Source organism: Streptomyces sp. NPDC090045, assembly GCF_044747975.1.
GTDB lineage: Bacteria > Actinomycetota > Actinomycetes > Streptomycetales > Streptomycetaceae > Streptomyces.
On record NZ_JBIVFA010000017.1, the window covers coordinates 62,347 to 85,068 of the forward strand.

A 22,722-nucleotide genomic window follows, 5' to 3' on the forward strand; every position below is an offset into this window, starting at 1 on the left:
GCCCACTCAGCAGGTGCGCTCCGCCGGCGCGTCCGACAGGGCGTTCAGCAGGCCGCCGAGCACCTCGCGCTGGTCGGCGGTCAATGGAGCCAGGATCTCCTCTGCCGCGTCCGTTCGCGCGTTGCGCAGACGGCGCAGCGTGGCGCGGCCGGTGTCGGTGAGCTCGATCCGGATGACACGCCGGTTGGCGGGGTCGGGCGCGCGGCGCACGCACCCGGCCGCTTCCAGGCCGTCGACGAGGGTGGTCACGGCGCGCGGGACGACTTCCAGGCGCGCGGCGAGGTCCGCCATCCGGGGCGGCTGCTCGCCCTCGTAGTGCGAGACGAGGCGCAGCAGCCGACTCTGGGCGGGAGTGATCCCGAGCGGCACCATGTGGCGCTTCTGGATCCGGTGGAGCCTGCGCGTCAGGCGCAGGAGCTGTTCGGCGAGGAGGCGATCGGTGTCGGAGGCGGAGCTCATGCGGGAACGATATCAGGACCCCGTTCATTGTGAGCATAGGTAACAATGACCTATGCTCCAATGGTGCCGGCTCTGTCGGAGGCGGCTCCGCGAAGACCTTGACCCCTGTCTCCTGACCCCGAGAGGGTGCCCATGCGCGACGAACCGAAGTGGACCCCATCGAAAGACCCGCTCGACCCGACCCGACCCGCCCCGGCGGAGCAGCCGCGGGAGCTGCGCCGCATCGTGGCGCTCTTCCGGCCCTACCGCGGCCGGCTCGCCGTCGTCGGCCTGCTCGTCGGAGCCTCCTCGCTGGTCGGCGTCGCCTCGCCGTTCCTGCTCCGGGAGATCCTCGACGTCGCGATCCCGCAGGGCCGCACCGGGCTGCTCAGCCTGCTCGCGCTCGGCATGATCCTCACCGCCGTCGTCACCAGCGTCTTCGGCGTGCTCCAGACGCTGATCTCCACCACCGTCGGCCAGCGCGTCATGCACGACCTGCGCACGGCCGTCTACGCGCAGCTCCAGCGGATGCCGCTGGCCTTCTTCACCCGCACGCGCACCGGCGAGGTGCAGTCCCGCATCGCCAACGACATCGGCGGCATGCAGGCCACGGTCACCTCCACCGCGACCTCGCTCGTCTCGAACCTGACGGCCGTCATCGCCACCGTGGTCGCCATGCTCGCGCTGGACTGGCGCCTCACCCTGGTCTCGCTGCTCCTGCTCCCCGTCTTCGTGTGGATCAGCCGGCGGGTCGGGCACGAGCGCAAGAAGATCACGACGAAGCGGCAGAAGCAGATGGCCGCCATGGCCGCGACCGTCACCGAGTCCCTCTCGGTCAGCGGCATCCTGCTCGGCCGCACCATGGGCCGTTCCGAGTCCCTCACCGCCGCCTTCTCCGCGGAGTCCGAGAAGCTCGTCGATCTCGAGGTGCGCTCGAGCATGGCCGGGCGCTGGCGGATGTCCACCATCGGCATCGTCATGGCCGCCATGCCAGCGCTGATCTACTGGGCCGCCGGCATAGCCCTCCAGACCGGCGCCCCCTCGCTCTCCGTCGGCACCCTCGTCGCCTTCGTCACCCTCCAGCAGGGCCTGTTCCGGCCCGCAGTCAGCCTGCTGTCGACCGGTGTGCAGATACAGACCTCGCTCGCCCTGTTCGCCCGCATCTTCGAGTACCTCGACCTGCCGGTGGACATCACCGAGCGCCCCGACCCGGTGCGCCTCGACCGGGCCAAGGGCGAGGTCGCGCTGGAGGACGTGCACTTCGCGTACGACGCCAAGGGCGGACCGACACTGACGGGGATCGACATCACGGTTCCGGCCGGCGGTTCCCTCGCCGTGGTCGGCTCCACCGGCTCCGGCAAGAGCACGCTCAGCTACCTGGTGCCCCGGCTCTACGACGTGACGGGCGGACGGGTCGCCCTCGACGGGGTGGACGTGCGCGACCTCGACTTCGACTCGCTGGCCCGTTCCATCGGCGTGGTCTCCCAGGAGACCTACCTCTTCCACGCCTCGGTCGCGGACAACCTGCGCTTCGCCAAGCCGGACGCCACCGACGAGGAGATCATCGAGGCGGCCCGCGCGGCGCAGATCCACGACCACATCGCGTCCCTGCCCGATGGGTACGACACCCTGGTCGGCGAGCGCGGATACCGGTTCTCCGGAGGCGAGAAGCAGCGGCTCGCCATCGCCCGCACCATCCTGAGGGACCCGCCGGTGCTGATCCTCGACGAGGCCACCAGTGCCCTGGACACCCGTACCGAGCACGCCGTCCAGCGGGCCATCGACAACCTCTCGGCCGGCCGGACGACCATCACCATCGCGCACCGGCTCTCCACCGTCCGCGACGCCGACCAGATCGTGGTGCTGGACGGGGGCCGCATCGCCGAGCGCGGTACCCACGAGGAGCTGCTGAAGGCGGACGGCCGGTACGCGGCGCTGGTCCGCCGGGACCGGGACGCCGCGCTGGCGCCCGAGCCGCCCGAGGAAGCCCAGCTGGCTCCGGTGAACGTGTGACGGTATGACCGCCGCACGGGCCGGATGTCGAAAATATGACAGTTTGCGGGTTAGCGTTCCCGCATGAGTCATGAGTACCGGCCGCCGCGGCGCCGATCCCGGCTCACCCGCCGGGGCCGACTGGCGCTCTTCCTCGGCATGCTGCTCGCCATCGGTGCGGCAGTCCTGATCCCGATACTGAGGGGTGGGGACGAGCCGGAGAAACCTCGCCGGTTGGTGATCCCCGAGGGCTGGCGCGCGTCGCAGGTGTACGCCGCGGTCGACCGCGCACTGAAGCTCCCGCCCGGATCCGCGAAGTCGGCGGTGGCCACCGCCGGACTGGCACTGCCCGCGGAGGCCAAGGGCAACCCGGAGGGGTACCTCTTCCCGGCGACGTACCCGGTGACCTCGCAGACCACGCCGGCCGCACTCCTCGCGTACATGGTGCGCACGGCGAACGAGAAGCTCGCCACCAAGGCGGTGGCCGACGGCGGCAAGGCCCACGGGATGACCCCGTACCAGACGGCCACGATGGCCAGCATCATCGAGGCGGAGGCCGAGACCCGCGCCGACATGGGCAAGGTCGCACGCGTGGTGCACAACCGGCTGGCGAAGTCGATGCCGCTGCAGATGGACTCCACCATCAACTACGCGCTGAACCGCAGCTCCGTGGAGACCAAGCTGAGCGAGACCCGCATCGACAGCCCCTTCAACACGTACGAACGCCAGGGCCTGCCGCCCACCCCGATCGACAGCCCGGGGCTGGAGGCCATGGCGGCCGCGGTCGCGCCGACGCCCGGCGACTGGCTGTACTTCGTCACCGTGAAGCCGGGGGACACCCGCTTCTCGGCTACCTACGACGAACACAAGAAGCACGTGGCGGAGTTCAACCGGATCCGTGCCCACGAGGGCTCCCACGAGGGCTCCCACGCAGGCTCCCACGCAGGCTCCCATGCAGGCTCCGGTGCAGGTCAGGGGGGCGCCGCCGGGAAATGACGGGCACCGGACCCAGGGCCGGCCCTACCATCGGCCGCCTGCCGGACGCGTGCACCGAGGGGGCGAGCCGTGAAGTGGCCATGGAAAGCGACAGCGACAGCGACAGTGAGGGCGAAAGCCGAAGCCGAGGCCGAGGCGGGGGCGCCCGAGGGCGGGTCCCCCGACGAGGAGCCGGGCCCTGCGACGCCGGTGGACGCGGCCGCCGAGGCCGCCGCGGCAGCCGAGCGGGCAGCGCACGAGCGGGTGACCCAACGGTGGGGCAGCAGCGGGGAGGAGTGGCAGCACTGGCTGGCCCGTTCCCCCGTCGGGGTCGACCTGCTCCACTGGTGGTCCGACGACGCCGACCTGACCGCTCTGGTCGGAGAGCACCGCTACGTGGAGCGACTGGGCGAGTTGCTCTCGAAGGCGGCGCCGCGCGACGTCGCGGCGATGGGGCTCGGCTGCCGCCGGGACGTCGAGCGGCCCTGCCGCTTCGCCGAGACCTGCAGTCTGGATCCCGTCGTGCCGCCGGGCGGGAAGATCGCCAGCCACCGGCACGGTGGCGTGCCCGGGGCGTGCAGCAGCTTCATCGACTGCTGGAGCCGGCACGAGATCGACGTGACCTTCACCGCCGGCGACCGCCACCGCTCGGTCCTCCTGTTCCGCGACGGTCCGAGCGAGGCGCGGCTGTGGGTGGACGGAGTGCGCGTGGGAGAGGGCGAACTGCTGGACAAGGGCGGCTACTGGGTGGATGAACGCTTCTTCGTCATCCACGTAGAGGGCCCCGAGGACCACCCTCGGCAGGGGCTCGGCCACATCGGGGCCCAGCTCTACGCCATCGTCTCGCTCCTGGTCCACGACGCGGAGCGGCACACCACGCGCGTCTTCGTCCCGGAGCACACCGAGAACTGGACCGATCCCGTCCTGCAGGTGCGCAACGGCACGGGCTACGTGTACGCGACCCCGGAGGCCTGCGCCGCGGACACCCCGGACCGGGAGTTCCCCATCGATCCGGCCCCGGCCGGCTGAGGCCCGGCGGCCTGCGCGGGAGGCCGGTGCGGGAGCCGGGGCCGGAGGCGGTCAGGCCGCGGGCGAACCGACCCGTTCGCGGGTCAGCAGCCGGCGGATCTCGCGGACCGCGGCGCCGCCCGCGCGGTTGGCGCCGATGGTCGACGCCGACGGACCGTAGCCGACCAGGTGGATCCGCTCGTCGCGCACGGCCCTCGTCCCCTCGACCCGGATGCCGCCGCCCGGCTCGCGCAGGCGCAGCGGGGCCAGGTGGTCGACGGCCGCGCGGAATCCGGTGGCCCACAGGATGACGTCCGCGTCCACGCGGCTCCCGTCCGCCCAGACGGCGCCCGTGGCGGTGATCCGGTCGAAGACGGGCCGGCGGTCCAGGACCCCCGAGGCCAGACCGGCCCGGACGGCCTCGTTCAGCGGGAGCCCCGTCACGCTGACCACGCTCTGCGGCGGCAGCCCCCGGCGGACCCGATCGTCCACCAGGGCCACCGCGGCCCGGCCCTCGGCCTCCCCGAAACCGCCGTCGCGGAAGACCGGGGGCCGCCGGGTCACCCAGGTGGTCTCCGCCGCCACCTCGGCGATCTCCAGCAGGTGCTGCACCGCCGACGTGCCGCCGCCCACGACGATCACCCGGGCCCCGGCGAACTCCTGCGGCCCGGGGTAGTCCGCCGTGTGCAGCTGGCGGCCGCGGAAGGTCTCCTGGCCCGGGTAGCGCGGCCAGAACGGCCGGTCCCAGGTTCCCGTGGCGTTGATCAGGGCCCGGGCCGACCAGACGCCCGCCGAGGTCTCGACGCGCAGCCGTCCGCCGTCTCCGTCGTCCCCCTCACGGACGGCCGAGACGTCCACGGGGCGCCGTACGCGCAGGTCGAAGCGGTCCTCGTAGGAGGCGAAGTACTCCCCGATCACCTCGGACGAGGGGCGCAGCGGGTCGGCGCCGGTCAGCTCCATCCCGGGCAGGGCGTGCATCCCGTGGACCCTGCCGTAGGTGAGCGAGGGCCAGCGGTACTGCCAGGCCCCGCCCGGTCGCGGCGCGTGGTCCAGGACCACGTGATCGAGGCCCGCCCGCGCCAGGTGGTAGGCACTGGACAGGCCCGCCTGCCCGGCGCCGACGACCACCACGTCCACCGTGTCCACTGGGTCCACGTCCCGCGTCGCATTGTTCACGGTTCTACCAACTGGCGGGGGTCGCGGGATCTTCCCCGCCGGCCGGGCCTACGGCGCCAACAGCCCGGGGTGGCCGGTTCGGCGCAGCGTCGCCGTGACCGGTCCGACCGGCTGCAGGGTGAGGCCCGGGAACACCGCGGCCCGCCCGCTCCCGCTGTCCAGGTGGAACCGCTGCCCCAGCACGGCCAGCACGAGCGCGGCCTCCACCAGCGCGAACCGCGCCCCCAGGCAGGCCCGCGGGCCCCCGCCGAAGGGGAACCAGGCGTGTTCGGGCGCCGGATGCGGGGCGTCCGCGTCCCACCGCTCGGGGCGGAACGCCTCCGGGTCCGGGAACCACCGCTCGTCCCGGTGCATCGACCAGGGGCTGGTCCACACCGCCGTCCCCGCCGGCACCGCCCGTCCGCCGATGCTCGCGCCCTCCGTGGCCACCGCCGAGATCAGCCAGATCGGCGGATAGATCCGCAGCGCCTCCTTGACCACCTGTTGGGTCCACGGCAGCCGCGCGTAGTCGTCGTACGTCGGCAGGCGCCCGCCGAGTACCCGGTCCAGCTCCTCCGTCAGCCGGGCCCGCGCGTCGGGGGCGCCCGACAGCAGCTGCCACGCCCAGGTCAGGGTGGTCGACGTGGTCTCGTGGCCGCCGATGTAGAGGGTGATCGACTCGTCCCGCAGCTCCTTGCGGGAGAGCGGGCCACCGTCCTCGTCGCGGGCCGCGAGCAGCCGGCTCAGCAGGTCGTCCCGCTCCGCGCCCGCCGCCGAGGCCCTCTCGTGCTCCCGTATGACGTGCGCGATCTCCCGGTCGAGGACCGCCACCGCCTCCCGCATCCGGCGCCGCCCGGGAGTGCGCACCCACGGCGGCAGGAACAGCGTCAGCCCCCGGAACTCCGCGCCCAGCTCCCGCTGCGCCGTGGCCATCGCCGCGCTGATGGGCGCCTCCCGGCCGGCCGCGTCGCTCCCGAACAGCGTGCGCACCGCGATCCGCTGGGTGAGCCCGGCCATCTCCCGGTGTACGTCGATCCGTTCGCCCTCGCGCCAGCCGCCGGCCAGTGCGTCCGCGCACTCCACCATCGTGGCGGCGTACGAGCGCACCTGCCGCGGGCGCACGGCGGGCTGGACCAGTGCCCGCTTGCGCCGCCAGTCGTCCCCGGTGGCGACGACCACCCCGTCGCCCAGCAACTGGTGGAAGGCCCAGCCCAGTTCCATCGGCTTGAATGTGGACTCGACGGCGGCGAGCAGTTCACCGGCGTGCTCGGGCCGGGAGACCAGCACGTTGCGCTGCGGGCCGAGGGCCCAGGGCACCCAGTCGCCGTACTCGTCGCGCAGGGACTCGAAGAAGACCAGGGGATCGCGGGCGAAGGCGGGCAGGTTCCCGAGCAGGGGCCACCGGCGGGGTCCGCCGTTCCGGGTGCCCGGGGGCAGGGTCGCGGTCACGCAGGCATGGTGACAGCAGCCCCCGCAGGGCACCAGACTCCGGACCGCGCCGGCCTGGCGGATCGTCAGACGGCCAGACGGCCAGACGGCCAGACGGTCAGGCCGTCCGGCGCGCCGTCAGCCAGTCGTGCGCCGCGTCCGCGGTGAACTCCGGCTGTCCGCCCGGGAAGAGGAGTCCGGCCGTGGCGAAGGCCGGGTCGTCCGCGATCTCCGCCGCGTACGGGATCACCATGCAGCCCATGCCCGCGGCGTGGGCGGCCTGCGCCCCCGGCGTCGCGTCCTCGACGACCACGCAGTCGGCGGGCCGCGCGCCCAGCCGGCGGGCCGCCTCCAGGAACACGTCCGGAGCGGGCTTGCCGTGAGCGACCTCCTCGGCGGAGACCACCGTGGTGAGCACCGCGTCCAGCCCGGTTCCCGCCAGAACGGCGTCGATCGCCTCGAGCGAGGAACCGGAGGCGACCGCCATCGGCACCCCTTCGGCGTACAGCCGCTCGACGAACTTCCGCATTTGCGGGAACACCTCGGTCCGGGTGCGGGCCAGGTCCAGGTAGGCCGCGTTCTGCTCGGCGAGCAGCTGCTCGACCGGCGCCCGGATGCCGTAACGCTCCTTGAGGATCTCCAGCGTCTCCAGGGTGCCGATGCCGATGAACCGGGAGTGCTGTTCCCACGTGAAATCGGGGACGCCGTGCCGCTCCAAGGTGCGGCGTCCGGATTCGTAGTAGTTCGGTTCGCTGTCCACGAGGGTGCCGTCGAGATCGAATATGACGGAAATCATCCGCTATGCCCGTCCTGCCGGTTCTGTCCTGTCTCAGTCATCCTGTCAGCTCTTGCGGGCGTTCCTCCCCACGGATTCGACCAGCGGCAGCAATCGGTGTGGGACCCGCTCGCGCAGGGCCACCTCCGTCCGGGTGCGGACCACGCCCGGGAGCTGGATCAGCCGCTGGATCACATCCTCCAGGTGCGCGTTGTCGCGGGCCGCCACCCGGGTCAGCAGGTCCCCGCCGCCGGTGATCGAGAAGGCCTCGATGATCTCCGGTACGGCGGCCAGCGCGTCGCCCACGTCGTCCAGATGCCCCTGGGTGACCTCGATGTGGACGAAGGCCAGCACCGGGTGGCCCAGCGCGGCGGGGGAGAGCACCGGTCCGGTCCCCGTGATCACGCCCGTGCGCTCCAGCCGGTCCAGCCGCGCCTGCAGGGTCCCGCGCGCGACGCCGAGGATCCGGGCGTACTCGCGGACGCTGGTGCGCGGCTGCTCGATCAGCAGACGCAGGATTCGGGTGTCGAGCTCGTCCACCGCCATGCCGCGACTGTACCAACGGCCCAGTTCAACGCGATCGTTCCCGGCCAGGAGCGGGCCCGGTGTGCAGCGGGGGCTGCCCCCGGTAGGCCAGGCCCACCACCAGCACCGCGGCGGCGGTCGGCAGCAGGAGCCAGCCCACCGTGCAGCCGGCCCGGATCAGCAGCGCCCCGAGGACCCCGCCGGCGAACATGGCGAGGACGGACAGGCCGCGCAGTTTCCAGCCGGCCGTCCCGTATCCGTAGACGGCATCGCGCCCCATGGCGGAGCCGCCGAGGAAGGCGGTCATGGACCGGGTGACCAGCGTCGTCGGCACCCCCGGCACGTTCGCCCGCATGATCGTGGTGTTGCGCATGCCCATCGCCAGCGCCAGGACCGCCATCACCGCCAGGTGCCGCGGGGTCGGCGAACCGTAGCGCGGCACCAGCCCCCAGGCGGCGGCCGCGGCGGCCAGGATCAGTCCGGCCTCGACGATGAGGCCCATGACGAACCAGCGCCGCCCGCGGGCCTCCGTCACGGCCTCCAGGTGGGAGCCGCAGATCACCCCGAGGACGAACGCGGCCAGCGAGATCCCGGCGGGCAGCGTCGGCAGGTTGCCCGCCTGCGCGGCACCGAAGGCCAGGAACAGCACGTTGCCGGTCTGCATCGCCGTGAAGGCGGGCCCGAGCGCGAGCAGGCTCACCGCCTCGACCACCCCGGTCACCGCGGTCAGGGAGACCATCAGCGCCGGCATGTGCGGCGGGAGCTGCGAACCGGCCGTCCGCGCGGCCCTCCGCTTCTCGTCCATGACGCCCGACAGTGACACGCCCGCCCGGATCCCCCCGCGCCGACATGCCGGAAGGCATAGGGTCCGAAGGGTGAGCGACCTGTTGCTGGTGAGACACGGAGAGACATCCTGGAGCGCCGACGGACGGCACACCGGACGCACCGACGTCCCGCTGAACGCGCGCGGGGTCGAGGAGGCCATCTCGCTGGCCCCCTACTTCCAGGACCGCCACCCGGCCCTGGTGCTGACGAGCCCGCTGCACCGGGCCGTCGCCACCGCCGAACTCGCCGGACTCACCGGCGCGGTCACCGACCCCGACCTGTACGAGTGGGACTACGGCGGCTACGAGGGCATCACCACCCAGGAGATCCGGCGGACCACCCCGGACTGGTCCCTGTGGAGCGACGGCGTCCCGCCCGGCGACCCGGCGCACCCCGGAGAGAGCGCCGCCCAGGTGGGCGCCCGCGCGGACCGCGCCCTCGCCCGGGTCGCCCCCGTGCTCCGCGCGGACGGCGGCAACGTGGTGATCGTCGCCCACGGCCACTTCCTGCGCGTCCTCACCGCCCGCTACCTGGGCCTGGAGCCCGCGGAGGGCCGGCTGTTCCTGCTGCGCACCGGCACGGTCAGCGAGCTCTCCACGGAGCACGGGCTCCCGGTGATCTCGGGGTGGAACGTCCGCCCCTGACCGGTCCATCCCGCCTCGCGCACCGGTGCCCGGTGCGTAACCATTCGTACATGGGTCAGGACGGTACGGATGTCGTGCACGAACCGGGCGACGGGGAAGCGGGCCTCAAGGCCAACGCGATCGGCTTCCTCGACGCGCTCGTCATCGGGCTGAACTCCACCTCGCCCGCCTACTCCCTGGCCGCCGTACTCGGACCGATCGTGGCCCTGGTCGGGATCTACGCGCCGGGCGTGATGCTGGCCTCCTTCGTGCCCATGCTGCTCATCGCCGCCGCCTTCTACTACCTGAACAAGGTGGACCAGGACTGCGGGACGACCTTCTCGTGGGTCACCCGGGCCATGGGCCCCTGGGCGGGCTGGCTCGGCGGCTGGGCCATCGCCATGACGGGCGTCCTGGTCATCGGCTCGCTCGCGGACGTCGCCGTCAACTTCGGCCTGCTGGCCTTCGGACTCGACGACTGGGCCGCCAACGCCTGGATCCGGCAGGGCCTCACCGTCGCCGTGATCCTGGCCATGACCGCCATCTGCGTCATCGGCACCGAGCTCTCCGCCCACCTCCAGGACATCCTCATCCTCGCGCAGGTCTTCTTCCTGCTGGCCTTCGCGGTGGTCGCCATCTACCGCATCTACACCGGCACCAGCACCCTCGAGGAGATCGAGCCGTCCCTCAGCTGGCTCAACCCCTTCGGCGCGGGAGGCGCCGCCCTCACCGGCGGACTGCTGCTCGGCGTGTTCATGTACTGGGGCTGGGAGTCCGCGGTCAACCTCACCGAGGAGGTGGAGAACTCCGCCACCGCGCCCGGCAAGGCCGGAATCTGGTCGACGGTCATCCTCCTGGTCACCTACCTGTCCGTGTGCTTCGCGGTCGTCGGCTACGCCGGCACCGCCTTCCTCGCCGAGAACGCGGCCGAGGAGGAGGCCATCTTCGCCGTGCTCGCCCACGAGGTCATGGGCGGCTGGGACTGGGTGGTGCTCCTCGCCGTCTGCACCTCCGCGCTCGCCTCCACGCAGACCACGATCATCCCGGCCTCCCGCACCGCCCTGTCCATGGCCCGCCGGCACGCCCTGCCGCCGCCGCTCGCACACATCCACCCGAGGTTCCGGACCCCGGACGTGAGCACCTGGTGGGTGGCCGGCATCGCCATCGGCTGGTACCTCGTCGTCAACCAGATCAGCGAGAACGCACTCCTGGACTCCCTCACCGCACTCTCCCTGCTGATCGCCTTCTACTACGCGCTCACCGGCCTGGCCTGCGCCGTCTACTACCGCCGCCACCTCACGGAGAACGCGCACAACCTCCTGCTCATCGGAATCGGCCCGGTGGTCGGCGCCGGCCTGCTGATCTGGCTGCTGGTGGAGTCGATCGGCGACATGTCCGACCCGGAGAACTCGGCGAGCGGCGTCTCCTGGTTCGGGCTCGGCCCACCGCTGGTCATCGGCATCGCCATCGCCCTCGTCGGCGTGCTCGTCATGTGCTTCTGGCGGGTACGGGACGGCAGGTTCTGGCAGGAGCGGCGGGGCGTGGTCGACCCGGCCCTCGTCCGCGGCAGGAAGCGCTGAGGAGTCCCGATGTCCGTGGTCCTTGGATACGACGAGTCGCCCGGCGCCGAACGGGCCCTGTACGTGGCGCTGGAAGTGGCTACCGCCTTCGGAGAGCCCCTCGTCCTCGTCTACGGCGCGGCCGCCCCGGGCGCCACCGGCGAGGAGTACCGCGCCCACCGCGAGGCCGTCCGCCAGGCGGGCCGCAGCGCCCTCGCCCACGCGGTCGAGGAGGCCGACGCCGCCGGAGTGCCCTCCACGGTCGAGGTGGTCGACGAGAAGCCGGCCCAGGCCCTGCTGGACGCCGCCGAGCGCCACCACGCCCGCGTCATCATCGTCGGCAGCTGGGGCGACAGCCCGATACGGGGCGCCCTGCTCGGCTCCACCCCGCACAAGCTCCTGCACCTGTCGCCGGTGCCCGTGCTGTGCGTACCGACGGAAGGCGGCCCGGTGCAGTGACCGCGGCCGGCTCCCCACCGCGCGGGAAAGCCGGTCCGTTGGTCTCCTGATGGCCGAGGATCCCCACCAGTAACTGTGCCAATGGTCCAGTGGCAAGGGGCCCGCTTGAGCCATTGCCCGTGCGGATGCTTATCTGTGGCGTATCCATGTACTTGCGGCGCCGCGCGGCGCCGGACGGCAACGAGGCCGGTTCCGGAGCGCGGCGCCTTCGCCGTGCCCGTCCACCGCCCACCACCCCCGGGCGGCGCCGGGCCGGCGCGCACCACACGAGGGGGGCGGCACACCGCCGTGAAGAGGATGTTCGTGGCTCCGGATCCGGGGCGTCTGAGACTCAGGAACGCGGCCCGCGCGGTGATCGGCGTCGCCGGTGCCGTCGCCCTCGCCGAGCTGTGCGGTCTCTCCCTGAGCGCCTCCATCACCGGGGGACTGGCGGCGCTCCTCGCCCTCTTCACCGTCACCGACGCGACCGTGCGCCGCCAGGCCGTCACCACCGCGCTGCTGCCGGCCGCCGGATTCCCGGTCCTCGCCCTCGCCACCGCCCTGCACGGGCTGACCCCCGCCCGCGACGCGGCCTTCGTCCTCGTCGTCTTCTGCGGGGTCTACGCCCGACGCTGGGGCCCGCGCGGACACGCGCTCGGGATCTTCGCGTTCATGAACTTCTTCATCACGCAGTTCCTGCACGCCGTCCCCGCCCAGCTCCCGGAGCTGTTCGCGGCCGTGGGCCTGGCCCTGCTCGTCTCCGGCGCCGTACGGTTCCTGCTCTGGCCCATCGAGCGGCGCACCCCGCCGCCCGCCGCCCCCGCGCCGCTGCCCGGACGGGGCCTGGCCCGGCCCACCACCCGCCAGGCCTTCCAGGCCACCGCCGCCTGCGCCGTCGCCCTCGCCATCGGCCAGGTGCTCTCCGAGGACCGCTGGTACTGGGCCGTCGGCACCGCCTGGTGGATCTTCGTCAACACCGCCTCGCGCGGCGAGACGCTGGTCCGGGGCTTCCGCCGGGTCCTCGGCACCGTCATCGGCGTGGCCGCGGGCGTGCTGATCGCCATCCCGCTGAACGGCGCGCCGGCGCCCACCGCCCTCCTGGTCGCCGGCTGCGTCTTCGCGATCTTCTACACGGCCGCGGTCTCCTACAGCTGGATGATCCTGGCCGTCACGCTCATGGCGGGGCTGCTCTACGGCCTGCTCGGCGTGCTGGACCCCGGCCTGCTCGTGCTGCGCCTGGAGGAGACGGCCGTCGGCGCGGTGTGCGCCGCGCTGGCCGTGGTCCTCGTCCTGCCGGTCACCACCCACGCCACGAACGACGCCTGGATCCAGCGCGCCCTGCACTGCGTGCACGCCGCCACGGCCCAGGCCGCCGCCCGCCTCGCCGGCTCCGAGACGGCCGATCCGGCGCCCCACGCCGCCGAGCTGGAGACCCTGCTGGCCCGGGTCCGGATGGCGCTCGCGCCGCTGGTCCACCCGCTCAGCCCGTTCCGTGCGCGCAAGGCCCGCGCCGGCCAGGTCATCGCGCTGCTGGACGACTGCGCCCGCGAGGTGCGCGGGCTGGTGGCCGTGGCCGCCGACCCGGACGCGAGCCACGACGCCCGCCTCGCCGCGGCCTGCTGGCGCGTCGAGGCGGCGGTGGAGGCGCTGACCGCCGAGGAGCGGGGCGCGGGCCGGCCCGACACGGCGCGCGACACCACGGCGCACACCGCCGGCTCCGAGCCCGCGCTGGCCCACCTCCAGGGCCTGGAGCGGGCGCTGGTCGAGCTCGCCGCCCCGCTGGGCACCGACCCGCGGGCGCCGTTCGTCGTCAGCGCCTGACCAGCCCCTCCGCGGACTCCGCCAGGCCGGCCGGCAGCCGGCCGGCGGAGTGCACCACCCCGAGGGCCTGGGTGGCCCGGGTCAGCGCCACGTACAGGTCGCTCGGCTCGAAGTCGGCCGGCTCCACCACGATCACCGTGTCGAACTCCAGCCCCTTGGCCTGGCGCGGATCCAGCAGGACCACCTCCCGGGTCAGATCCGGCTCCGCGCCCTCCCGCACCCCCGGCAAGGCGGCGGCCAGCGCCGCGTGCCGCAGCCGCGGCGCGATCACCGCGAGCCGCCCCTCCGCGGGCCGTTCCCGCTCCACGGCCTCCGCCACCGCCCGCGCCGGGTCCCCGGCCTCGCGCACCCACGGCCGCACCCCGGTCGCCCGTACCGAACGCGGCGGTTCGAAGCCGGGATCGCGCTCCCGCAGCACGGCCGCCGCCACCTCCATGATCTCGGCCGGCGTGCGGTAGTTGACCCCGAGCCGGACCAGCTCCCAGCGCTCGCCCACGTACGGGGAGAGGATCCGCTCCCAGGAGCCGCAGCCCGCCTCGTCGGCGGTCTGCGCGGGATCTCCGACCAGCGTCATCGACCGGGTGGGGCAGCGCCGCATCAGCAGCCGCCACGCCATCTCCGACAGCTCCTGCGCCTCGTCCACGATCACGTGCCCGAAGGCCCAGGTGCGGTCGGCGGCGGCCCGCTCGGCGGCGCTGCGGTGGTCGGCCTCCTCCTGGCGCTCGGCCATCCGCTCGGCGTCGATGATGTCGTGGGCCGCGAGGTACTCGTTCTCCTCGTCCTCGAACTCGTACGACTGCGAGCCCTCGGACAGGTCCAGCACCCCCTGCGCGTACGCGATGCGCTTCTGCCGCTCCCGCTCCTCCGCGGCGCGCCGGGCGCTGTCGTCCTCCCCGAGCAGCTCGGCCGCCTCGTCCAGGAGCGGCACGTCGGCCGGCGTCCACTCCGGGCGCGCCGAGGGCGCGCGCCGGATCAGCCCCGCCTCGTGCGCGGACAGGTGCGTGGGGTCCGCCAGGAAGTCGGCGACCAGCCGCTCGGGGGTGAGCGAGGGCCACAGCGAGTCGATCGCCGCGTGCACGGCCGGGCTCATCGCGATCTCCTTGCCGAGCTGGGCCACGTCGTCCGAGCCGAGCAGGTTCGGCCCGCCGTACGGATCGGCGCCCAGCCGGTCGGCGAGCTGCGCGGTGAGCGCGTCGATGATCCGGAAGGCGAAGGCGGGGCGCGCCTGGTTGTGCGGCAGCCCCGTGGCCCGGGCCCGGTCCCGCGCCTCGTACGCCATCGTGCGGTCCAGCAGCAGGGTCCCGTAGTCGTCGTGGTCGATCTCCAGCGCGGGCTCGGGGACCGTGTCGTACTCCTCCCCGGTGCCCGCCGGCACGGTCTCCGGCAGGCACTGCCGGTCCGCCACGACCCGCGCGAGGACCTCCGCCATCGCGGCCCGGCCCTTCACCGCGGCGGCCCCGGGGCGGTCGGCGCCGGTGGCGTGCACGCCCGGGAAGAGCTCGCCGGGGGTGGCGAGCAGTACGCCCGTCTCGCCCAGGGCCGGAAGCACCTCGCCGATGTAGCCGAGGAAGGCCGGTCCCGGCCCGACGATCAGCACCCCGCGCTTGGCGAGGAGTTCCCGGTGGGCGTACAGGAGGTACGCGGCGCGGTGCAGCGCGACCGCGGTCTTCCCGGTGCCGGGACCGCCCTCCACGACCAGCACCCCGCGGTGCGGGGAGCGGATGATCCGGTCCTGCTCGGCCTGGATGGTGCGCACGATGTCGTGCATGCGGCCGGTCCGGGCGGCGTCGAGCGCGGCGAGCAGCACGGCGTCCGCGTCGGCGCCCTCGTGGCCGGTGCGCTCCGCGTCGGTCAGGTCGAGGATCTCGTCGTGCAGGGCGGTGACCTCGCGCCCGCGGCTGCTGATGTGCCGCCGTCGGCGCAGCCCCATGGGGGTGTGGCCGGTGGCGAGGTAGAAGGGCCGGGCCACCTCCGCGCGCCAGTCCAGGACCAGCGGGGTGCGTTCCGCGTCGTCCGCGCGGATTCCGATCCGGCCGATGTGGTGGTCACGGCCGTCGGAGAACTCCAGACGGCCGAAACAGAGGCCGTTCTCGCCCGCATTCAGCGCGGAAAGCAGACCGGACTGCTCGGCGACGATGACATCGCGCTCCAGGCGCGCCTGGAACCCGCTGCCGACGTCGCGCAATGCCCCTTCGACCGCTTGTTCGGCCTGGTCGCGCAGGTCGTCGAGGCGCCGATAGAGATCGGTGACGAATTGCTGCTCTTTACGGAATTCCTCGGTTGACAATTGCACTCCCACCGCGATACAGTGTCCTCGTAAGGTTTCTTGTGGCTTCATTTTCCGCGAAGTCACGAACCAATAAATATACTCTCTCGCATCCCTCGGCAGCGAATTCGGCCGGGGGATTTTTTGCGTACGGTGGATCCCATGACCACCGCACACGGCTCCGCCGACGGAATCGTCTACCGCCTCGCCCGTCCCGAGGACGCGGGTGCCATCGAGGCCCTGGACAGCTCCTTCACCACCGCCACGGTCTTCGAGGTGGCCGCCGCCGAGGACGGCTTCGGCTTCCGGCTCCGCGAGGTCCCGGTGGACCCGCCCGTGCACAAGGTGTTCCCGCCGGAGGAGCACGACGAGCAGGGGTTCGGCGGCGCCGAGGGCCGGGATGCCGACGCGCGCACCTACGTGGCCCTGGACGGCGGCGAGGTGTGCGGCTTCGCGGCCGTCGGCTACGCCGCGTGGAACCGGCGCCTCACGATCGAGGACATCGAGGTCGCGCCCGGCCGCAGGGGCCGCGGCATCGGCCGCGCGCTCATGGAGTGTGCGGCGGAGTATGCCCGCGAACGCGGCGCGGAGCACCTGTGGTTGGAGGTCAGTTCGGTCAACGCCCCGGCCGTGCACGCCTACCGGCGCATGGGGTTCGGGTTCTGTGGCCTCGACACCGCGCTGTACGGCGGTACGCCCGCCGCCGGCGAGCAGGCGCTCTACATGAGCCGCCCCTGCGGCTGACCCGCCCGGCCCGCCCGCTCGCGTGCGCGGCCCGGCGCGCGCGGTCGACTCGCGCGCCTGCGCCGGATCGTACGCCCCAACTCCCCCTGCCTGCAGGCCGATCGTCGAAGATCACTCAGAGGAGTGTTCCGGTCGCTCCTGCCGCACACCGCTGACCTGCGGCATGTACAACGGGTAATTGTTTATTGCACATTCATCCGGCACGTACAGGGTGGATCTGGTCGGACAGGGGGTAACCGCCCGGAATGGAAATTCTTCAACAGCGCTCCACCACCGCTCAGGTGTGGGAAGCGGCCGAGGAGTTCATCCGACTCTTCCACCGGGAGACCATGGGCGCGGGCGATCCGCGCGCCCGGCTCGCCGCCGTCAGGGCCGAACTGGCCGGGACCGGCACCTACGTGCACACCCCCGAGGAGCTGGCCCACGGGGCGCGCGTGGCCTGGCGCAACAGCAACCGCTGCATAGGCAGGCTCTACTGGAACTCGCTGCGGGTCCGCGACCGTCGCGGGCTCACCGACGCCGACGACATCGCCGCCGAGTGCTTCGACCACCTGCGCGAGGCGACCAACGGCGGCAGGATCAGACCCACGATCACCGTCTTCGCCCCGGACGCCCCGGGCCGACCCGGCCCGCTGATCTGGAGCGAGCAGCTCATCAGGTACGCCGGGTACGGCGACCACCCGTCCATAACCGTCGGCGACGCCCGCAACGCCCCCCTCACCGAGGCCCTGCTCCGGCTCGGCTGGGCCGGCGGCTCCGGCAGCCCCTTCGACCTCCTTCCGCTGGTGGTCCAGGGCGTCGACGACAAGCCCCGCTGGTTCGACACCCCGGCGGATGCCGTCCTGGAGGTGCCGATCGACCACCCCGACGGCGACGGCTGGGCGGACTGGGGGCTGCGCTGGCACGCCGTGCCCGCCATCTCCAACATGTGTCTGGAGATCGGCGGCATCCACTACCCGGCCGCGCCCTTCAACGGCTGGTACATGGGCACCGAGATCGGCGCCCGCAACCTCGCCGACACCGACCGGTACAACCTCCTGCCCGCCGTCGCCCGCCGCCTCGGCCTGGACACCTCCAGCGACCGTTCCCTCTGGAAGGACCGCGCGCTCGTCGAGCTCAACCGGGCGGTCCTGCACTCCTTCGACCGCGCCGGCGTCGCCATCGCCGACCACCACTCCGAGTCCCGGCGGTTCCTGTCCCACATGGAGCGGGAGGAGCGCAAGGGGCGCGAGGTGGGCGCGGACTGGTCCTGGATCGTGCCGCCGATCTCAGGCTCGGCCACCCCGGTCTTCCACCGCACCTACGAGGACAGCCCGAGCAGTACGGCGTACGTCCACCACTCCGGCGCGCAGGAACGTGCCCAGGGACGGGATTTGGTCTAGACCTTCTGTTACCGTCGGCTCCGAACGGATCCGAGAGCGGTGAGAGGGGCCTCGCGTGGGCGGCGCTGACAGCATGGACCATGGCGGCGAACACCGGGCCTACATCGGCTCGTTCACTTCGGGGGGCGGCCGCGGTGTCACCACCGCGGCCGTGGATCCGGTGACCGGGGCGCTGACCACGCTCTCGGTCGCCGCCGCGGAGGACCCCTCGTACCTCACCCTCGCCCGGGACACCGGCGTGCTCTACGCAGTGAACGAGACCGAGGGGGGCGCGGTGAGCGCCTTCCGGCCGACCGCCGACGGCCTCACCCCGCTCGGCGAGGCCGTCAGGGTCGGCGGCTCCGGCCCGACCCACCTCAGCGTGAGCGCGGGCCGGCTGCTCACCGCCAACTACACCTCCGGCAGCGTCAGTAGCCTCCCGCTCGCCGCCGACGGCAGTCCGGCCGGGCCCGCCCACGTCCTCCCGCACGAGGGCCGCGGACCCGACCCCGACCGCCAGGAGCGCCCGCACGCCCATCAGGTGCTGCCCGACCCGACCGGCCGCTGGGTGCTCAGCGTGGACCTCGGCACCGACTCGGTGCGGGTCTGCGCACCGGACCCGGCCACCGGCGCCCTGCGGGTGCACTCCGAGACGGAGTTGCGCGCCGGGGCCGGGCCCCGCCACCTGGCCTTCCATCCGGAGGGCGCCGTCGTCTACGTCCTGCACGAGCTGGAGCCACAGCTGACCGTCTGCCGCTGGAACGGGGCGTCCGGGCAACTGGAACCGGTCCGCGAGGTTCCGGTCGCCTCCACGGGCCCCTCAGGGGCCGTACGGGCCTACCCCTCGGCGATCGTGGCCTCGCCCGACGGGCGGTTCGTCTGGGTGGCGGTCCGCGGCGCCGACTCCATCGCCGCCCTCTCCCTCGCCGACGGCCCCGAGGAGCCGCGGCTCACCGGCGCCGTGGACTCCGGCGGCGAGTGGCCGCGCGATCTCGCCGCCGACGCCTCGGGGCGTCGGCTCTACGCGGCCAACGAGCGCTCGGGCGACGTCACCTGGTTCGACGTGGACCCGCTGACCGGGCGGCCGCGCCGGGCCGGCTCGGTGGCCGTGCCCGCGGCCACCTGCGTGGTCCTCGGCTGACCCGCGTACGGGCCTCCGTGCGGGCCGTCCGTACGCGGCCATGGAGAAGGCCCCCGGCGAGCCCTGGGAACCAGGGTCGACGGGGGCCTTCTCCGTCACGGACGGGCGGGTCAGTGGGCAGCGGCGCCCTGGCTGATCCCGAGGGCCGCGGAGTACTGGGCGACGGCCAGCTTGCCGAGCGCCGGGTAGGCCCCGAGCACCTCGGCGGTGGCGCAGTCGGCCTCCTTGCAGGCGGTGTCCAGCAGCCCCTCGGCCGCCTCCGGGCCGATCAGGTACGGGGCGAGCGCGAGCTGCACGGAGCCCTCGTTGCGCAGCTGCTCGGCGACGGCGGCCACCGAGCCCTCCTGGTCCAGCGCGGCCGCCTTGACGGGCACGGCGAGCCGGGCGGCGAGCAGCATGCCCGTGATCCCGGCGGCCTGCACGGCCTCCTCGCCACCGGTGGTGGCCAGGACGATGCCGTCGGCGGCGGTGGTCACGGTGAAGAGCCGGGCGCGGTCGGCGCGGGCCAGGCCCGCCTCGGACAGCCGCACGTGCAGGCCCTCGGCGAGCAGCGGGTGCGGGCCGAGTACGTCGGCCAGCTCGGCGGCGGCGGAGGAGTCCATCAGCGCCTGGCGGACCCGGCGGAGCAGGTCTCCGTCCGGACCGGCCAGCAGGGGCACGACCACGGCGTCCGGGCCGGTCGGCGCGGGCACCTCGTGGCCGGCGGCGCGGGCGAACTCCGCGCGCGCGGCACGCTCGGTCGCGACGGCGGTCAGCACGCCGGACAGGGACGGGAACTCGGAGGCGTCGTCACCGTCGAGGAAGCCGATGCGGGCGTCGAGGCCCGGCAGCTCGGAGCGGCCGATGCTGATGATCTCTTCCGCGAGCCCCCGCGAGGCGGCCGAGGGGGCACCGGGCACGGCGAGCACCAGCGCGGGCGCGCCCTCGGGCGCCGCCGCGGGCTCGGGCCGGCGGTGCCGTCCGGTCTGGCGGGGTCGCGGCATTCGTACGGGCAGGCCATTTGCGGGCCCAGTGGGGGAGCTCATGGCGCCGCATGCTACTGGCTTATCGGAACAAGGTGTTCGGGCAGGGCCTTCTCCGGTGGCATCTGTCCGCATTTATCCGATGAAGAGCAGATACCGTCAACTCACCGACGGTAGGCGCCCGGCCACCCGGTTGGACCAGTAGAGTGACACAGCGTGGCACCACGACCTTTGAATGAACTCGTTGAAGCAGGCTGGGCGAAGGCTCTGGAACCTGTGTCCGGACAGATCGCCGCCATGGGGGACTTCCTGCGCGGCGAGATCGCCGCGGGCCGGACGTACCTGCCGGCCGGCGCGAACGTACTGCGCGCCTTCCAGCAGCCGTTCGACGACGTCCGCGTCCTGATCGTCGGACAGGACCCTTACCCCACACCGGGGATGGCCATCGGCCTGAGCTTCGCCGTCGCGCCGGAGGTGCGCAGGCTGCCGGGCAGCCTGGAGAACATCTTCCGCGAGATGAACTCCGACCTCGGACTGCCGAGGCCGTCCAACGGGGACCTCACCCCGTGGACCCGGCAGGGGGTGCTGCTGCTCAACCGGGCCCTGACGACGGCCCCCGGCAAGCCGGCCGCGCACCGCGGCAAGGGCTGGGAAGAGGTGACCGAGCAGGCGATCCGGGCACTCGTCGCGCGGGGCAGGCCGTTGGTGTCGATCCTGTGGGGCCGCGACGCGCGCAACCTGCGGCCGCTGCTCGGGGACCTGCCGGCGATCGAATCGGCGCACCCCTCGCCGATGTCCGCGGACCGCGGCTTCTTCGGCTCGCGCCCCTTCAGCCGGGCGAACGACCTGCTGGCGCGCCAGGAGACGCAGCCGGTCGACTGGCGACTGCCCTAGGAGCAGTGTCCGGCCGTGTTCGGCCGTGTCCGCATCCGTTCCGGCGGTGACCGGGGAAGGATGGGCGAACGGGAGCGTCCGGCGCCCGCCGGCCGCCCTCCCGGGACGGAACGAACGGAGCACAGCCAGTGAGCACGCACCCCCGGAACCCGACCCCGCCCGCGACCCCGAACCCGGCCACCGGACTGCGCTGCCTGGTCACCGGCGCGGGCGGCTACATCGGCGGCCGGCTCGTCCCCGAGCTGCTCGACGCCGGCCACCGCGTGCGCTGCCTGGCCCGCACCCCCGCCCACCTCCGGGACCACCCGTGGGCGGGCCGGGCCGAGGTGGTCCGCGGCGACGTCACCGACGCGGCGAGCCTGCGTCCCGCCCTGCGGGACGTGGACGTGGCCTACTACCTCGTGCACTCCCTGGAGGCCGGGCGCGCGTTCGAGGAGACCGACCGGCGCGCGGCCACCACCTTCGCCGCCGAGGCCCGCGCCGCAGGGGTCGGCCGCATCGTCTACCTCGGCGGCCTCACCCCGCGCGACGTGCCCGAAGAGGAGCTCTCCCCGCACCTGCGCTCCCGGGCCGAGGTGGGCCGGATCCTGCTCGGCTCCGGGGTGCCCACGACCGTACTGCGCGCAGCCGTCGTCATCGGCTCCGGATCGGCCTCGTTCGAGATGCTCCGCTACCTCACCGAACGGCTCCCCGTGATGGTGACGCCGAGCTGGGTGGGCACCCGTGTCCAGCCCATCGCCGTACGGGACGTGCTGCGCTACCTCGTCGGCAGCGCGCGGATGCCGCGAGACGTCAGCCGGGTCTTCGACATCGGCGGTCCCGACCTCCTCACCTACCGGGACATGATGCTCCGCTACGCGGCCGTCGCCGGACTGCCCCGGCGGCTCATCCTGCCCGTCCCCATGCTGACCCCGCGCCTGTCCAGCCACTGGATCGGCCTGGTCACGCCCGTGCCGGCCGCCCTCGCGCGCCCGCTCGCCGAATCCCTGAAGTACGAGGTCGTCTGCGCGGAACACGACATCCGGCAGTACGTGCCCGACGGGCCGGGCACGCCCGTCCCCTTCGACCGCGCCCTCGCGCTCGCCCTGGAACGGGTCAAGGAGGCGCGCGTCACGACCCGCTGGTCCAACGCCTCGCTGCCCGGCGCCCCGAGCGACCCGCTGCCCACCGACCCCGACTGGGCGGGCGGCAGCCTCTACACCGACGAGCGCGAACAGGCCGTCCCGGCGAGCCCGCAGCAGCTGTGGCGGGTCATCGAGGGGGTGGGCGGCACGAACGGCTGGTACTCCTTCCCGCTGGCCTGGGCGGTGCGCGGCCAGCTCGACCGGCTCGTCGGCGGGGTGGGGCTGCGCCGGGGCCGGCGCGACGCCGAACGGCTCCGGGTCGGTGACACGCTCGACTTCTGGCGGGTCGAGGAGATCGAGCGGGGACGCCTCCTGCGGCTGCGCGCGGAGATGCGGCTCCCCGGGCTCGCCTGGCTGGAAATGCGCGTCGAACGCGATGCCGCGGGCGGCACGCTCTACCGCCAGCGGGCCCTCTTCCACCCGCGCGGCCTGGCGGGGCAGCTGTACTGGTGGAGCGTGGCGCCGTTCCACGCCGTCGTCTTCGGCGGCATGGCGCGGAACATCGCGCGAACGGCGGAGCTGACGGCGGAGGAACCCGCCGGGGAGGCGGCCGGAAGCACGGCGGGGCCGCTGGTGCATCCGGGAGGCGGCGGCGGGCGGAAGTGAGGGCGGCAAGTCCGCACGCAGCCCACCCGCCGTCGCCGCGCGCGCCCGCCGGGTGGCCGAAC

At 73.5% G+C, this 22,722-nt stretch carries 20 protein-coding genes; 12 read left to right on the plus strand and 8 right to left on the minus strand.

The window, feature by feature from the left end; translation table 11 throughout:
* Positions 1 to 6: 6 nt before the first annotated feature.
* Positions 7 to 459: a MarR family transcriptional regulator gene (locus tag ACIPYQ_RS34280; protein ID WP_361755593.1), complete on the minus strand. Its 453-nt coding sequence runs from the start codon at positions 457 to 459 to the stop codon at positions 7 to 9.
* Between the two features lie 132 nt (positions 460 to 591).
* Between ACIPYQ_RS34280 and ACIPYQ_RS34285 the strand changes: the two genes are divergently transcribed.
* From ACIPYQ_RS34285 to ACIPYQ_RS34295, 3 genes are all read left to right on the plus strand, one after another.
* The gene (locus ACIPYQ_RS34285; RefSeq protein ID WP_401257991.1) at positions 592 to 2,451 is read left to right on the plus strand and encodes an ABC transporter ATP-binding protein; all 1,860 of its coding nucleotides are present in this window, start codon (positions 592 to 594) and stop codon (positions 2,449 to 2,451) included.
* Positions 2,452 to 2,514: 63 nt separating this feature from the next.
* Positions 2,515 to 3,426 (plus strand): endolytic transglycosylase MltG, encoded by a 912-nt coding sequence (gene mltG, locus ACIPYQ_RS34290; RefSeq protein WP_401257993.1) that lies wholly within the window; start codon positions 2,515 to 2,517, stop codon positions 3,424 to 3,426.
* 105 nt (positions 3,427 to 3,531) lie between these two features.
* On the plus strand, positions 3,532 to 4,434 hold the full coding sequence (locus ACIPYQ_RS34295; protein WP_401257995.1) for a hypothetical protein: 903 nt from the start codon (positions 3,532 to 3,534) through the stop codon (positions 4,432 to 4,434).
* Between the two features lie 51 nt (positions 4,435 to 4,485).
* Here ACIPYQ_RS34295 and ACIPYQ_RS34300 read toward each other — a convergent pair whose 3' ends face one another.
* From ACIPYQ_RS34300 to ACIPYQ_RS34320, 5 genes are all read right to left on the minus strand, one after another.
* A complete protein-coding gene (locus ACIPYQ_RS34300) occupies positions 4,486 to 5,589 on the minus strand; it encodes an FAD-dependent oxidoreductase (protein ID WP_401257997.1) in 1,104 nt (367 codons plus the stop codon).
* A 48-nt stretch (positions 5,590 to 5,637) separates the two neighbouring features.
* A complete protein-coding gene (locus tag ACIPYQ_RS34305; protein WP_401257999.1) occupies positions 5,638 to 7,017 on the minus strand; it encodes a cytochrome P450 in 1,380 nt (459 codons plus the stop codon).
* A gap of 97 nt (positions 7,018 to 7,114) precedes the next feature.
* A complete protein-coding gene (locus ACIPYQ_RS34310; protein WP_401258001.1) occupies positions 7,115 to 7,792 on the minus strand; it encodes an HAD family hydrolase in 678 nt (225 codons plus the stop codon).
* 45 nt (positions 7,793 to 7,837) lie between these two features.
* Positions 7,838 to 8,317, minus strand: a complete 480-nt coding sequence (locus tag ACIPYQ_RS34315; protein ID WP_401258003.1) for an Lrp/AsnC family transcriptional regulator — start codon at positions 8,315 to 8,317, stop codon at positions 7,838 to 7,840.
* A gap of 25 nt (positions 8,318 to 8,342) precedes the next feature.
* Entirely contained in the window at positions 8,343 to 9,101 is a 759-nt protein-coding gene (locus ACIPYQ_RS34320) for a YoaK family protein (protein WP_401258004.1), read from the minus strand.
* Positions 9,102 to 9,171: 70 nt separating this feature from the next.
* On the opposite strand from ACIPYQ_RS34320, the gene ACIPYQ_RS34325 reads away from it, so the two are divergent.
* The 4 genes from ACIPYQ_RS34325 to ACIPYQ_RS34340 all read left to right on the plus strand — a co-directional run bounded on the left by ACIPYQ_RS34325 (position 9,172) and on the right by ACIPYQ_RS34340 (position 13,562).
* Entirely contained in the window at positions 9,172 to 9,765 is a 594-nt protein-coding gene (locus ACIPYQ_RS34325; protein ID WP_361755568.1) for a histidine phosphatase family protein, read from the plus strand.
* 50 nt (positions 9,766 to 9,815) lie between these two features.
* Entirely contained in the window at positions 9,816 to 11,324 is a 1,509-nt protein-coding gene (locus tag ACIPYQ_RS34330; protein WP_401258005.1) for an APC family permease, read from the plus strand.
* A 9-nt stretch (positions 11,325 to 11,333) separates the two neighbouring features.
* A complete protein-coding gene (locus ACIPYQ_RS34335; protein WP_401258006.1) occupies positions 11,334 to 11,762 on the plus strand; it encodes a universal stress protein in 429 nt (142 codons plus the stop codon).
* Positions 11,763 to 12,059: 297 nt separating this feature from the next.
* Positions 12,060 to 13,562 carry an FUSC family protein gene (locus tag ACIPYQ_RS34340; protein WP_401258131.1) on the plus strand — a complete coding sequence of 501 codons (1,503 nt, stop codon included), beginning with the start codon at positions 12,060 to 12,062 and terminating at the stop codon, positions 13,560 to 13,562.
* Here the strand turns inward: ACIPYQ_RS34340 and ACIPYQ_RS34345 are convergent.
* Positions 13,552 to 15,900, minus strand: a complete 2,349-nt coding sequence (locus ACIPYQ_RS34345) for a HelD family protein (RefSeq protein ID WP_401258008.1) — start codon at positions 15,898 to 15,900, stop codon at positions 13,552 to 13,554. The two genes, ACIPYQ_RS34340 and ACIPYQ_RS34345, sit on opposite strands and share 11 nt — an antisense overlap.
* A 90-nt stretch (positions 15,901 to 15,990) precedes the next feature.
* Between ACIPYQ_RS34345 and ACIPYQ_RS34350 the strand changes: the two genes are divergently transcribed.
* The 3 genes from ACIPYQ_RS34350 (at position 15,991) to ACIPYQ_RS34360 (ending at position 19,074) form a co-directional block, all read left to right on the plus strand.
* Positions 15,991 to 16,572 (plus strand): GNAT family N-acetyltransferase, encoded by a 582-nt coding sequence (locus tag ACIPYQ_RS34350; RefSeq protein WP_401258009.1) that lies wholly within the window; start codon positions 15,991 to 15,993, stop codon positions 16,570 to 16,572.
* A gap of 245 nt (positions 16,573 to 16,817) precedes the next feature.
* Positions 16,818 to 17,954 (plus strand): nitric oxide synthase oxygenase, encoded by a 1,137-nt coding sequence (locus tag ACIPYQ_RS34355; RefSeq protein ID WP_361755553.1) that lies wholly within the window; start codon positions 16,818 to 16,820, stop codon positions 17,952 to 17,954.
* Between the two features lie 73 nt (positions 17,955 to 18,027).
* On the plus strand, positions 18,028 to 19,074 hold the full coding sequence (locus ACIPYQ_RS34360) for a lactonase family protein (RefSeq protein ID WP_401258132.1): 1,047 nt from the start codon (positions 18,028 to 18,030) through the stop codon (positions 19,072 to 19,074).
* 110 nt (positions 19,075 to 19,184) lie between these two features.
* Here ACIPYQ_RS34360 and ACIPYQ_RS34365 read toward each other — a convergent pair whose 3' ends face one another.
* Entirely contained in the window at positions 19,185 to 20,099 is a 915-nt protein-coding gene (locus ACIPYQ_RS34365; protein ID WP_401258011.1) for a sirohydrochlorin chelatase, read from the minus strand.
* 153 nt (positions 20,100 to 20,252) lie between these two features.
* Here ACIPYQ_RS34365 and ACIPYQ_RS34370 point away from each other — a divergent pair, with 153 nt between their 5' ends.
* Positions 20,253 to 20,930: a uracil-DNA glycosylase gene (locus tag ACIPYQ_RS34370; protein WP_401258012.1), complete on the plus strand. Its 678-nt coding sequence runs from the start codon at positions 20,253 to 20,255 to the stop codon at positions 20,928 to 20,930.
* Positions 20,931 to 21,058: 128 nt separating this feature from the next.
* Positions 21,059 to 22,660: an SDR family oxidoreductase gene (locus ACIPYQ_RS34375; protein ID WP_401258014.1), complete on the plus strand. Its 1,602-nt coding sequence runs from the start codon at positions 21,059 to 21,061 to the stop codon at positions 22,658 to 22,660.
* Positions 22,661 to 22,722: the final 62 nt, after the last annotated feature.

Bases quoted from the DNA above. Each gene is read 5' to 3' on its own strand.
- ACIPYQ_RS34280 (WP_361755593.1), bottom strand. From the start codon at position 459: ATGAGCTCCGCCTCCGACACCGATCGCCTCCTCGCCGAACAGCTCCTG.
- ACIPYQ_RS34285 (WP_401257991.1), top strand. From the start codon at position 592: ATGCGCGACGAACCGAAGTGGACCCCATCGAAAGACCCGCTCGACCCG.
- mltG (WP_401257993.1), top strand. From the start codon at position 2,515: ATGAGTCATGAGTACCGGCCGCCGCGGCGCCGATCCCGGCTCACCCGC.
- ACIPYQ_RS34310 (WP_401258001.1), bottom strand. From the start codon at position 7,792: ATGATTTCCGTCATATTCGATCTCGACGGCACCCTCGTGGACAGCGAA.
- ACIPYQ_RS34315 (WP_401258003.1), bottom strand. From the start codon at position 8,317: ATGGCGGTGGACGAGCTCGACACCCGAATCCTGCGTCTGCTGATCGAG.
- ACIPYQ_RS34320 (WP_401258004.1), bottom strand. From the start codon at position 9,101: ATGGACGAGAAGCGGAGGGCCGCGCGGACGGCCGGTTCGCAGCTCCCG.
- ACIPYQ_RS34330 (WP_401258005.1), top strand. From the start codon at position 9,816: ATGGGTCAGGACGGTACGGATGTCGTGCACGAACCGGGCGACGGGGAA.
- ACIPYQ_RS34335 (WP_401258006.1), top strand. From the start codon at position 11,334: ATGTCCGTGGTCCTTGGATACGACGAGTCGCCCGGCGCCGAACGGGCC.
- ACIPYQ_RS34340 (WP_401258131.1), top strand. From the start codon at position 12,060: ATGTTCGTGGCTCCGGATCCGGGGCGTCTGAGACTCAGGAACGCGGCC.
- ACIPYQ_RS34345 (WP_401258008.1), bottom strand. From the start codon at position 15,900: ATGAAGCCACAAGAAACCTTACGAGGACACTGTATCGCGGTGGGAGTG.
- ACIPYQ_RS34350 (WP_401258009.1), top strand. From the start codon at position 15,991: ATGACCACCGCACACGGCTCCGCCGACGGAATCGTCTACCGCCTCGCC.
- ACIPYQ_RS34355 (WP_361755553.1), top strand. From the start codon at position 16,818: ATGGAAATTCTTCAACAGCGCTCCACCACCGCTCAGGTGTGGGAAGCG.
- ACIPYQ_RS34360 (WP_401258132.1), top strand. From the start codon at position 18,028: ATGGACCATGGCGGCGAACACCGGGCCTACATCGGCTCGTTCACTTCG.
- ACIPYQ_RS34365 (WP_401258011.1), bottom strand. From the start codon at position 20,099: ATGAGCTCCCCCACTGGGCCCGCAAATGGCCTGCCCGTACGAATGCCG.